The 12,361-nt window shown below is 62.8% G+C and carries 11 protein-coding genes; all 11 read right to left on the reverse strand.

Annotation, left to right across the window (positions count from 1 at the left end):
- Positions 1 to 21: 21 nt before the first annotated feature.
- Positions 22 to 861, reverse strand: a complete 840-nt coding sequence (locus V3C85_RS03325; protein WP_331793875.1) for an outer membrane protein assembly factor BamD — start codon at positions 859 to 861, stop codon at positions 22 to 24.
- Between the two features lie 130 nt (positions 862 to 991).
- Positions 992 to 1,912: a UDP-3-O-acyl-N-acetylglucosamine deacetylase gene (gene lpxC, locus V3C85_RS03330; protein WP_331793663.1), complete on the reverse strand. Its 921-nt coding sequence runs from the start codon at positions 1,910 to 1,912 to the stop codon at positions 992 to 994.
- A 196-nt stretch (positions 1,913 to 2,108) separates the two neighbouring features.
- Positions 2,109 to 3,755: a cell division protein FtsZ gene (gene ftsZ, locus V3C85_RS03335; protein WP_331793664.1), complete on the reverse strand. Its 1,647-nt coding sequence runs from the start codon at positions 3,753 to 3,755 to the stop codon at positions 2,109 to 2,111.
- Between the two features lie 226 nt (positions 3,756 to 3,981).
- The gene (gene ftsA, locus V3C85_RS03340) at positions 3,982 to 5,313 is read right to left on the reverse strand and encodes a cell division protein FtsA (RefSeq protein WP_331793665.1); all 1,332 of its coding nucleotides are present in this window, start codon (positions 5,311 to 5,313) and stop codon (positions 3,982 to 3,984) included.
- Entirely contained in the window at positions 5,310 to 6,218 is a 909-nt protein-coding gene (locus V3C85_RS03345; RefSeq protein WP_331793666.1) for a cell division protein FtsQ/DivIB, read from the reverse strand. Before V3C85_RS03345 ends, ftsA begins: the two co-directional genes overlap by 4 nt.
- A complete protein-coding gene (locus V3C85_RS03350; RefSeq protein ID WP_331793667.1) occupies positions 6,206 to 7,123 on the reverse strand; it encodes a D-alanine--D-alanine ligase in 918 nt (305 codons plus the stop codon). Before V3C85_RS03350 ends, V3C85_RS03345 begins: the two co-directional genes overlap by 13 nt.
- Positions 7,124 to 7,161: 38 nt before the next feature.
- Complete coding sequence (gene murB / locus V3C85_RS03355) at positions 7,162 to 8,097, reverse strand: UDP-N-acetylmuramate dehydrogenase (protein ID WP_331793668.1); 936 nt, start codon at positions 8,095 to 8,097, stop codon at positions 7,162 to 7,164.
- A 74-nt stretch (positions 8,098 to 8,171) separates the two neighbouring features.
- On the reverse strand, positions 8,172 to 8,426 hold the full coding sequence (locus V3C85_RS03360) for a DUF2484 family protein (RefSeq protein WP_331793669.1): 255 nt from the start codon (positions 8,424 to 8,426) through the stop codon (positions 8,172 to 8,174).
- Entirely contained in the window at positions 8,423 to 9,847 is a 1,425-nt protein-coding gene (gene murC, locus V3C85_RS03365; RefSeq protein WP_331793670.1) for a UDP-N-acetylmuramate--L-alanine ligase, read from the reverse strand. Before murC ends, V3C85_RS03360 begins: the two co-directional genes overlap by 4 nt.
- On the reverse strand, positions 9,844 to 10,944 hold the full coding sequence (locus V3C85_RS03370) for a UDP-N-acetylglucosamine--N-acetylmuramyl-(pentapeptide) pyrophosphoryl-undecaprenol N-acetylglucosamine transferase (protein WP_331793671.1): 1,101 nt from the start codon (positions 10,942 to 10,944) through the stop codon (positions 9,844 to 9,846). Before V3C85_RS03370 ends, murC begins: the two co-directional genes overlap by 4 nt.
- Before the next feature lie 10 nt (positions 10,945 to 10,954).
- The gene (locus V3C85_RS03375) at positions 10,955 to 12,118 is read right to left on the reverse strand and encodes a peptidoglycan glycosyltransferase FtsW (protein ID WP_331793672.1); all 1,164 of its coding nucleotides are present in this window, start codon (positions 12,116 to 12,118) and stop codon (positions 10,955 to 10,957) included.
- Positions 12,119 to 12,361 lie beyond the last annotated feature (243 nt).

A 12,361-nucleotide genomic window follows, 5' to 3' on the forward strand; every position in this document is an offset into this window, starting at 1 on the left:
GGGCGCCGGGGCGCGGCCCTTTTACAACCACTCGCCCTTGACCATCTGGCGATAAACCGAACTCAGCCAGCTGTCGCCCTTGGCTTCGGGCGCAAGCCCCCTGCCCTTGAGCAAGTTGAAGCTGTCTTGATAGAACGGAGAGGCCTGATAGTTGAAGCCCAGAATGGCGGCTGCCGTCTGCGCTTCGTCGTTCAGACCAAGGCCAAGATAGGCTTCGACCAGCCGGTGCAGGGCCTCGGCCGTGTGGGTGGTGGTCTGGAAATCCTGCACCACAACGCGGAACCGGTTGATGGCCGCCGTATAATTGCGCCGCTTTAGGTAGTAGCGGCCGATTTCCATTTCCTTGCCAGCCAGATGGTCAAAGGCCAGATCGAATTTCAGCATGGCCGACCGGGCATAATCACTGTCGGGATACTGCTCGATCACGCCGCGCATGGCTTGCAGCGCCTGAAAGGTGATGCCCTGATCGCGGCCCACTTCGTCGATCTGATCGTAATAGGACAGCGCCATCAGATAGGCGGCATAGGGGGCGTCTTCATCCTCGGGGTAGGTGTCAAGGAATCGCTGGGCGGTCGAGCGCGCCTCTTCGTATTCCTTGGCCTTGTGCTGGCTGAATGCGGTCATGATCACCGCACGCTTGGACCACTGGGAGTAGGGATACAGCCGCTCAACCTCTTGGAAGTAGCGGATTGCTTCATCCGGCTTCGCGCCGCTTTCCAGCTGAAACTCGCCCTGCTTGTAGATTTCTTCGGCCGTATAGCTGTCCAGCGGGCGCTCTTTGGTGCCGCCGCCGCAGGCCGCAAGCGTGGAGACCAGAAGCGCCATACCCACCCATTGCGCGCCCGATGTAACGCCTGCCATCTTCTGCTTATCCATCAACCCACCCGAAAGCCGGACGTGACATAAGGCCCGGCCCATTCTGTTGCGCTTTGTCCTAGCACAGAAAAATCTGGTGCGCAAAACGCCTTTGGCCCCTTTGGGCAAGACAAATTCAGGCTATAGCAGGAAGGTCGCTGCGCATGACCCCCACACCGGGCAATTTCCCAACGGTTTGCGGGCTGCATTCCACCATTTTCCACGCCGATGGATCACGAAACAGTGCGCGCAGCAGGCGATTGGTCAGCGCATGGCCCGCGCGAATCCCGGTGTAGCGGCCCAGAATCGGCCCGCCGGCCAGATACAGATCACCCATCGCATCCAGCATCTTGTGGCGCACGGGTTCGTCCTTGTGGCGCAGGCCACCCGGCGACAGGACATGATCGCCCTCAAACACCACGGCGTTTTCCAATGTGCCGCCCAAAGCCAGACCATTGGCGCGCATCGCATCAACATCGGCCTGACGGCAGAAGGTGCGGCTGTCACACAATTCGCGCACAAACGTGCCGTTTGACAGGTTCAGCGACTTTTCCTGATGGCCGATTGCGGCTTCGGCAAAGTCGATCTGGAAATCGATTTCCAGCATATCGGCGGGCGCAAGACGTGCGATTGCCGACCCTTCGGTCACTTCGATGGTTTTCAGAACACGGATGGCGCGCACCGCTGCGCTTTGTTCCGTCAGGCCACCATCAAGAAACCCGTTGACGAAAGGCACAGCCGACCCGTCCAGGATCGGAACTTCCGGCCCATCAATCTCGATCAAGGCATTGTGGATGCCACAGCCGGCAAGTGCGGCCATCACATGCTCAACCGTTGAAACCTCGACGCCAAAATCATTGCGCAACAGCGTGCACAGGCGCGATGGCACCACACGATCCCAATAGGCGGCAATCATCGATTGCGCCTGCGGCACGTCGGTGCGCTTGAACCAGATGCCATAATCAGCCGAAGCCGGGCGCACAACCATGCGCACGGGACGACCGGAATGCAGACCAAGCCCCTTGAAGGTGACGGCTGTTTTCAGCGTATTTTGCACGGTTGTTTCACCTCTGCTGCCGGGCCCTGCCTGTTGGGCCGCGGCTTCGTTGCAGAATAATTAATGCGCACAGGCCAGGATTACCACTCACGCTTTGTGACGCTTTGCAACAGACGGCGCTTGGGCGAACATATTGATTTCAAACAAAAAAGCCCGCCAAATTGGCGGGCCTTTCTGACTATGTTACAGTCTTGTATCAGTTCGCCTGACGGCGCAAAAAGGCCGGGATCTCGATCCGCTCTTGGCTGGCCGACATATCCTGATCATCATCATAAGATGTGACGGGGGGCTGCTGGCGGCTGGCCGCGGGGCGCTGCGGTTCTTCGGCATGGCCACCACCGGCCATACGGTTGATCAACGACCCGATGCCAAAGCGCGGCTTGGCATCGGCGGCGGCAGGGGCGGCTTGTTGCTGCGGCTGACGCTGGGCCGGGGCCTGTTGCGACGGCGTTTTCGACACAGCAGCCTGCAAACGGGCCAAAGCCTCGGGCGATGGCGTTCCCGGCGCGCGCGGGCGCGGCGCAACAAAGGCGGCGGCGTCGTCATGCATCGACGGGGCCGGGCGCGCCTGCTGCGGTGCGGGTTTCAGCGCGGCAGGCTGCGGGCGATACACCGGGGCGGGCAGATCATCCGTCGCATGCGCGGCCTCATCGGCGTAACCTTCGTCTTCCTGCGCTTCGAACAAATGGGGCTGCACGGGGGCTGCCGCAACCGGGGCGGCGGCAACCGGGGCCGGGGCTGGCTGCGGGGCCGGCGCGGCGGCGCGCACCTGAACGGTCAGGGCAGGCTCGGCCTTCGGCTCGGGCGCAGAGAACTGGGCAGGCAGCGGTGCGGCCATGCTGCGGCGCGCCACCGGCACTTCGGCCTTGGCCGAGGTCACGTCGATGCCCGTGGCAACCACCGAAACCCGCAGCATGCCTTCCATGCTGGTGTCCAGAGTCGAGCCCACGATGATATTGGCATCGGGGTCCACTTTTTCGCGGATGATATTCGCGGCTTCGTCCAGCTCGAACAGGGTCAGATCGTGGCCGCCGGTGATGTTGATCAACACGCCCTTGGCGCCATTCAGACTGATCTCGTCCAGCAGCGGGTTGGCGATGGCCTTTTCAGCAGCCTGAACTGCACGGTCTTCGCCCGATGCCTCGCCCGTGCCCATCATGGCCTTGCCCATCTCGTCCATCACGGCGCGCACATCAGCAAAGTCAAGGTTGATCAAGCCTGGGCGCACCATCAGATCGGTCACACCCTTGACGCCCTGATACAGCACGTCATCGGCCAAAGCGAAGGCTTCGGTAAAGGTGGTGCGTTCATTGGCCAGGCGGAACAGGTTCTGGTTCGGAATGATGATCAGCGTATCGACCACCTTTTGCAGCGCCTCGATCCCGTCTTCGGCCTGCTTCATCCGCTTGTTGCCCTCAAACTGGAAGGGCTTGGTCACAACACCGACGGTCAGCACACCCAATTCACGCGCGGCCTGCGCGATGATCGGCGCCGCACCCGTGCCGGTGCCACCGCCCATGCCAGCGGTGATAAAGCACATATGCGCACCAGCCAGATGATCGACGATTTCCTCGATGGTCTCTTCGGCGGCGGCGGCACCCACCTGCGGACGGGCCCCGGCCCCCAGGCCTTCGGTGGCCTTGATGCCCATCTGGATGCGGCTGCTGGCCTTCGACTGCTGCAGAGCCTGCGCGTCGGTATTGGCCACAACAAACTCGACCCCCTCAAGGTTCTTGTCGATCATGTTGTTGACCGCGTTCCCACCGGCACCACCAACACCAAAAACGGTGATGCGGGGCTTCAGCTCTTGCTGCTCTGCATTCATGATGAGGTTAAGTGCCATGGAGGGTCCGCCTGTCTGTTGTTGTGCCGCCAGAGGGTTTCTTGCCGCTATTGCCGTGTCTTTTCCGAAGGTGAAGGCATCTGTCCCGGACGCCACCCCCCGCTTTATCCCCTAGAATATCCACAAGGCCACCCCGCGTCACGAAAAAAACGCGGATTAGCCACAAAATATAGGGTATTTCCCGCATTTTTCAGCGGGATTTCGCCAGTCACGCTGGATATAGCGATCACCAGTTGTCCTTGAACCATTTAACCACCCGCTTCAACGACCGCGCAGGGTAGCGCTCGGCCGGAATTTCAAAGTCCCACCACTCATCTTGCGGATGGGCCGCGAACAGCGACAGCCCCACAGCCGACGAAAAGGCGCAGCCCGTGGCCGCCTGGGGCAGGCCCTGAACGCGCAGCGGCCGACCCAGGCGCACACGCTGGCCCAGAATACGGCTGGCCAGCCCGTCAAGGCCGGGGATCTGGCTGGCGCCGCCGGTCAGCACGATCTGCTGGCTGGGCAGGTGGTCAAAGCCGGCCACATCCAGACGGGCGCGCACTTCTTCCAGAATTTCCTCGACGCGTGGGCGCATGATGCCGATCAGTTCGGTGCGGCTGATCTGGCGACGGTCTTTTTCCCAATCGCCGCTGTCGCCGCCCACTTCGATCATCTCGCGGTCATCCATGCCGGTGGCATGCACGCCGCCGTGCTTGGTCTTGATCCGCTCGGCCACCGCCATCGGCACCATCAGGCCCTTGGAAATATCCGACGTGACGTGATCGCCGCCCATGCGCACCGCATCGGAAAAGATCATGTGCTTTTTGATAAAGATCGACACCCCCGTCGATCCGCCGCCCATATCAATACAGGCAGCCCCCAGTTCCTGCTCATCCTCGACCAGCGAGGCGATGCCCGACACATAGGCCGACGAGGCAAGACCCGCGAGTTCAAGATCGCAGCGTTCGATGCAATGCAGGATGTTCTGCACCACCGCGCCATCCACCGACAAAAGGTGCATATCCGTCGCCAGACGGTTGCCGATCTGGCCGCGCGGATCACCAAGACCCGAGCGGTGATCCAGCGCAAAGTTCACCGGCTGGGCATGCAGCACCTCGCGCCCCTGCCCCAAATCGGGCATGTCGCACGAGGCCAGCACGCGGGCCACATCCTGTTCGGTCACAACGCTGTCTTCCAGATCGATCTCTCCGGCCAGACCATAGCTGCGCGGTTCCGCCCCCGAAAAACAGGCGATCACATGATCAACCCTGACATTGGCCATCTTTTGCGCCGCCTGCACCGCCGTGCGCACGGCACGTTCAGTTTCGGCCATCACCGCGATTTCGCCAAAGCGCACCCCGCGCGACCGTGTGGTGGCCGCCCCGATCACCCGGAACGACGATTGCCCGGCCATCGGCCCGATGCCATCTTCGGCAAATTCCGAAGGCCCGTCAAAGCGCAGGATCAGACAGGCGATCTTTGACGTGCCAATATCAAGAATGGCGATCACCCCGCGCTGCATGGCGGCACGGCGCATGTTACGCATCGCGCGTTGGGACTGATAAAGGTCGGTCATAGCTCACTCCCGGAAATGTCGATGCCCTGAGACTGACGGCGCTGGTTCAGCGCATAGGGCGTCAGCCGCAGGACGGGGCGGTGTTCGGTTCTAAGGTCAACGGTCAGAATATCGCGGCCCATCAGATCATTGGCCTTGTCCAGCGCGATCAGCCGCTCGAGCGCGGCAATCGGCTTGTCTGCGGGCAACAAGATGCGCTGGTCGCGGTCAAGGATCAGATCCCACCGCCGGTCGCCCACCCGCACCAGCCCCCGCAGGCGCGGCAACAGCGGTTCGGCAGCGGCCAGCAGGGCCAGGGCCTCGGGCGCGGCACCATCGGCCCCCTCGCCCGCAATCAGCGGCAGATCGGGCCGGTCAGCCCGCGACGACAACGACGCAACGCGGTGCCCCGTCTCATCCAGCATTTCAAGGCCCAGATCGGTGCGCCACAACACGGCGGGCGTCCGCTCGGTGATCCGCACTTTCAGCACCCCACCCGAACGCACCATCAGATCGGCCCGCGCCACGGCATCCAGTTCCTGAATGCGGGCCTGCGCCGCGATCAGATCAATGTCGAACGAAGACAGCGGCAGGGTCAGGTTCAACCGCGCGCGCACCGCATCTGACAGTTCTGGCGAGGCGCCTTCGACCGACACCAGACCCACCATGAATTCGGGCCGGTTTTCAAAGCGTTCACGAATTTCGGCCACCGAGTCCGCAATGGCCGTCCGGCGATCCTCGCTGGCCAAAACACCCCCAATCACCGCCGCCAGCATCAGGCTGGGCAGGCCAACGCGAAAGCCAACGCGATAAAGTGGCGTCAGCCAAAGCCGCTGCATGCGATAGGCCCATTTCGACGGCGCAGGGTCACGCCGAACCGGGGCCGGCTCGGGGGCATAGCGGCGGGGCGCGGTCAACGGTTGCATGACGCATCCTCCACGATCCAGGCGCAAAGTTCGGGAAAGGAAATACCCAGATGCGCCGCCTGTTCGGGCGACAGGGACGTGGGCGTCATGCCCGGCTGGGTGTTGGTTTCCAGCAGGATCAACCCCGCCAGCCCCTTGGTGTCATCCCACCGAATATCGGTCCGGCTTAGCCCCCGGCACCCCAGTGCCCTATGGGCGCGCAAGGCGTAATCCAGACAGGCGGCCTCGATCTCGGCAGGGATATTCGCGGGCAGTTGGTGCCGGCTGCCCCCCGGCTTGTATTTCGCATCGAAATCATACCAGCCTTGGGTGATGATATCGGTCACGCACAGCGCACGGTCGCCCATTACGCTGACACTCATCTCGTGGCCGGGCGCATAGGCCTCGACCATCACCGTGGCGGGCATCGTCTCGGGCATCACGGGCGCATCTTGCCCCTGCTGCACGATGTAAACCCCGACGGAAGACCCTTCGTTATTGGGCTTGACCACATAGGGCGGCGGCAAGACATGGCCCTGCCCCACCACATCGCGGCCCACGATCCGGCTGTCGGCAATCGGCAGCCCAGCGGTGCGATACACCTCTTTGGTGCGCGTCTTGTCCATCGCGATGGCCGAGGCCATCACGCCGGAATGGGTATAGGGGATCTGCAACCACTCCAGAACGCCCTGAACGCAGCCATCCTCGCCCCAGCGGCCATGCAGCGCGTTAAAGACGACATCGGGTTTGATTTCAGTCAGTTGTGCGGCGAGATCGGGGCCAGCATCGACCTCGATCACATTATACCCGGCCTCACGCAGCGCCTTGGCACAGGCCGCACCTGTCACCAGAGAAACCTCTCGTTCCGCCGAGAAGCCACCCTTCAAAACCACCACGCGGGACATCCTGCTCGATGCACCCGTCATTTACTGCCTCTCAGGTCTTGTGACCTGCTTATTGTTATTTAGTCTTGTTGGTCTGCGGCCGGTTCGCCGATCCGCATGATTTCCCACTCTAGCGTGATCCCGCTATTTTGGAAAACCCTTTTTCGCACGTCCTCTCCCAGATTTTCAAGGTCTGCGGCAGTTGCGCCACCGGCGTTAATCAGGAAATTCGAATGCATCTCAGACATTTGCGCGCCACCCAGCCTTGCGCCGCGCATCCCGGCATCGTCAATCACCTTCCAGGCCTTCAACTCATGGCTGTCATCGGCCCGCCCGGTTGACGAATGCCCCACAGGGTTGCGAAAGGTTGATCCGGCGCTGCGGTCCTTGGTGGGTTGGGTGGCATCGCGCTTTGCCAGCTGATCTTCCATTTTCGCGGTCAGTTCGGATGGATCGCCACTTGGCGCGCGAAAGGTGGCGCTGATCACAGTGGCGCCATCCGGCAGGTCTGACTGACGATAGCGCAGGTTCAGCTCCGCCGCCGCCAGCACCTGCACCTCGCCCGCGCGGGTGACGATGGTCACGCTTTCCAGCACATCGGCAACATATTGCCCATAGCAGCCCGCATTCATCCGAACCGCGCCCCCGATGCTGCCCGGAATGGTGCGCAGAAAGGTCAGGTCAAGCCCAGCCTCGGCAGCGCGGCGCGCCACATGGGCATCCAGTGCCGCAGCGCCCGCAACCACCCGATCGCCCTGAACCTCGATGGAATTGAAGCCCCGCCCAAGCCGGATCACAACGGCCCGCAGACCGCCGTCGCGCACGATCAGATTGCTGCCCACCCCCATCGGAAACACCGCAACCAAAGGGTCCAGCGCGGCCAGAAAGGCGCACAGATCCTCGGGGTCGGCCGGTTGAAACAGCCAATCGGCAGGCCCGCCAACGCGCAGCCACGTCAGATCGGCCAAGGGCCGGTTCGGGGTCAGGGGTCCACGGGTTTGGGGCATCTGGGTCATGACCCGTGCCTATGCCACAGCCCCAACAGCATGCAAGCCCCCGGCCCCATCGTCGGCGAAAAAATGGGGCTTCGTCACTCTGCCGGGCTGCCCGAGCGGCCTTTCAGCCATCGAAACAGATAGATCACCGGCCAGCGCAGCACGGAAACGCCGCCCGCCAGCACGATCATGCCGATATAGGGGCCGTTCTGATAGGTTACCCAACCGACCAGCGGAATACCCAGCGCGATCAGCACATAGGCCGCGCGCCAGTGAAAGCGGCCGGGCAGCATGGCGATCACAGTCGCCACAACGGCCCAGACGCAGGCAAGGGTCAACGAGGCTGTCATGCGGCCTGTCCTGTCAGTTTCTGGGGCAGGTTGTTTGCCCATGTGCTGATGGTGCCTGCCCCAAGGCAGACGAAAATATCGCCCGGACGGGCCTGCTCGCGGAACAGGCGGGCCAGATCGGGCTCGTCCAGAATGGCACGGGCGTGGCGGTGGCCATGGGCGATCAGGCCCGCCACCAGATCATCGCGGCTGGCGCCGGGAATGGGGTCTTCGCCCGCGGCATAAACCTCGGCGATGCCCACCACATCGGCCTCGTTAAAGCAGGTGCAGAAATCATCAAACAGGCTGGACAGGCGCGAATAGCGGTGGGGCTGATGCACCGCGATAACACGCGCCCCCGGATGGCCCGACACCGCCTGACGCGCCGCGCGCAGCACGGCGGCAATCTCGACCGGGTGGTGGCCGTAATCGTCGATGATCTCGACGCCGTTCACCTCGGCCACTTTGGTAAAGCGGCGATTGACGCCCCCGAAATTGGCCAGAGCCTCGCGGATTTCCTCTTTCTTCATGCCCAGATGGCGGGCCACGGCCACGGCTGACAGCGCGTTCGACACGTTGTGATCGCCTGGCATTGGCAACACGCAGCCTTCAATTTTCGAACCTTTTTCTTCGTTTTGCAGCAGAATATCGAACAGGGCCTTACCCTTTTCGAACCGCAGGTTCACCGCCCGCACATCAGCCTGCGCGTTGAACCCAAAGGTCACCACGCGGCGGTCGGCCACCCGGCCCACCAGCGCCTGCACTTCGGGATGGTCGGTGCAGCAGACCGCAAGGCCGTAAAAGGGGATATTCGATACGAAATCCAGAAACCCCCGGCGCAGGTTTTCGATCGTGCCCCAATGCTCCATATGCTCGGGGTCGATGTTGGTGACGATGGCGATGGTGGCAGGCAGGCGGTTAAAGCTGCCGTCGCTTTCATCGGCCTCGACCACCATCCATTCCCCCGCACCGGCCCGCGCGTTCGAGCCATAGGCATGGATCACGCCGCCATTGATCACCGTGGGGTCAAAGCCGCCCTTGTCCAGCAGCGTGGCGACCATCGTGGTGGTCGTGGTCTTGCCATGGGTGCCCGCAACCGCGATGTTCGACCGCATCCGCATCAACTCGGCCAGCATCTCGGCCCGGCGCACCACGGGCAGGTTGCGGCGGCGCGCCTCCTCCAGCTCGGGGTTGCCTTTCTTGATGGCCGAAGAAATCACGACCACCGCCACCTCGTCGCCGATATTGGCGGCGCTTTGGCCTTCGAAAAAGGTCGCCCCCAACTGCACCAAACGGTCGGTGATCTTTGACGCCTTGGCATCCGACCCCTGCACCCGATAGCCATGCGTCATAAGCACTTCGGCGATGCCCGACATGCCGATACCGCCGATGCCGACAAAGTGGATGGGGCCCAGTTCAAGGGGCAGTTTGGTGGCATTCATGGGCGGGGTTCCTGAACGAGAGCTTCGACAAGCGCCACAAGCCGGTCGGTGGCATCGGGGCGGCCGGTGGACAGCGCATTGGCGGCCATTCGGGCGGCCGCATCGGGTTGGGTAAGGATCTGGCTGATCTGGCCGCCAAGGCTGGCCACGTCAAGCGCCTTTTCCGGGATCATGATCGCCGCTTCGGCCTGCACCAATCCGCGCGCATTGGCGCTTTGGTGGTCACCCGTGGCGGCGGCATAGGGGATCAGAATGGCCGGGCGCCCGATCACACTGATATCGGCCACCGACGATGCCCCCGAGCGCGAAATCACCAACTGCGCCTCTGACAGGCGCGCCGGGATGTCGCGGAAAAAGGGCTGCACTTCGGCACGAATGCCTGCGGCCTCATAGGTCTCGACCACGCGGGGCAGGTCTTCCTCGCGGGCCTGATGCGCCACGCGCAAGTTGCGGCGGATGGCATCGGGCAGTTGCGCCACGGCCTCGGGCACCACATCCGACAAGATACGCGCGCCCTGGCTGCCGCCGATCACCACCAGACTCATCGGATAGTCACCCGGCGGAATATAGGGCGCACCGGCCCGGTCCAGCACCGCCGCCCGCACCGGATTGCCGGTATGCTCGGCCCTTACCCCGGCGGGCAAGGTGGTGGGCCAGGTGCCACATGCCACGGTGTTGACGCGGGGCGCAAAGATCTGGTTCACCCGTCCCAATACACCATTCTGTTCGTGAATCATCCTGGGGCGCCGCAACACCCAGGCCGCTGACAGCGCCGGAATGGTGGGATAGCCGCCAAAGCCAACGACCACGGCGGGCTTGTCGGCCAGTTGGGCGAAAATGGCCCGCAGAATACCGCCCGCGATGCGAAACGGCACGCCCAGTTTCGCCAGCGCCCCACCACGGGCAAAGGTGGCCGACGCCACCTGTTCCACCTTGACCACAGCCGGAAAGCCGCCCGCATATCGCGCCCCGCGCGCATCGGTTGACAGCTTGACCCGCCAGCCCTTGCGCACCATCGCCTCGGCCAAAGCCTGCGCTGGAAACATATGTCCGCCCGTGCCGCCCGCCGCGATCAGAAGTAAAGGTTGCTGTGCCATGCGCGCCCCTTTATCGCCCGCGGCGCAGAATGTCACCCATTTGTCCCTGCGGCCGGGTGCGCGTCAGGGCCAAAAGCATGCCAACCGTGATGCCCGCCGCAATAACCGACGATCCGCCATAGCTGACAAAGGGCAGCGTCATGCCCTTGGCGGGCAGCAACCGCACCGCCACGCCCATGTTGATCATGGCCTGCACCCCAAAGATACAGGCCAGCCCGGTGCCCGCCAACCGGACGAACGGGTCCCGCTCTCGCATCAGGCGAAACAGCGACCGCACGACGATGGTGGCATAAAGTGCGATGATCAACAGAACCAGGATCAGCCCGTATTCCTCGGCCGCGACCGCAATGATGAAATCGGTATGCGCATCTGGCAGGGTCCATTTCACCTGGCCCTCGCCCACACCCACGCCGAAAAAGCCGCCCTCTTGGATGGCATTGGTCGCATAGCCGATCTGGCTGCGCGGGTCGATCTCGGGGTTCAGAAAGCCATCGATCCTGCGGGCGAAATGTTCCGAGTTTTCATAGGCCACGGTGCCGCCAATGCCCACCAGCCCCACGATCACCGCCAGCAGCACCATCGGCGCCCCGGCCACGAAATAGATCACGCCCCAGCCAAACAGGATCAACGCCGCCTGCCCAAAGTCAGGCTGAATGGCCAGCAGCATCACCACAACAGCCGCAATCCCGAAAGATGTCGCCTTGCCGGGCGGGCCGTTCAGATCCTGACTGGCCGCCATCAGCCACCCCGCCAGCACCATGAACCCGGGCTTCAGAAATTCCGATGGCTGCACCGAGGCAAAGCCAAAGGAAAACCACCGCACCGCCCCCTTGCCAAAATCGGTGCCCACAAAGGGCAACAGCATCAGCGCCACGAATGAAACGGCAAAGCCAATGGTGCCGATGCGCCGAATGGCCGCGGGCGACAGCATCGACAGCCCCACCATGACCATCAGCGCAACCGATCCGAACACCGCCTGCCGCTGCACATAATAGAAATCGGGCAACCCATTGCGCGTGGCCAGCGGCACCGAGGCCGCAAGCCCCAGCAAAAGCCCGATCCCAAACAGCACCATGATCGCGGTCAACGACCATTTGTCGATCGTGCGCCACCAACGGGGAATCACCGGCTCGGATGCCCGTGAGGGCATAGAGCCATAGACCATTTCAGTCATGGAAAAACCGCCTGTAACTGTCTGCTCTGCCGATACGCCCGGTTTTGCCCCGGATCTGACACAAAGCTTAGCGTCAAATTCCAGACAAGGCCAGACAAAACAGGGCCAGACAAAACAGGGCCAGACAAAAGACAGCCGCCTTGCGCCATGCCGCAAGCCGCCCCCCCCTTGCCACCCCCACCTTGCGGCCCCCACCTTGCGCCCCCCCACCTTGACTACGCGCCATTTCCTGCCACGCTGGTC

The sequence above is a fragment of the Pseudotabrizicola sp. L79 genome (assembly GCF_036553525.1).
Classification (GTDB): Bacteria; Pseudomonadota; Alphaproteobacteria; order Rhodobacterales; family Rhodobacteraceae; genus Pseudotabrizicola.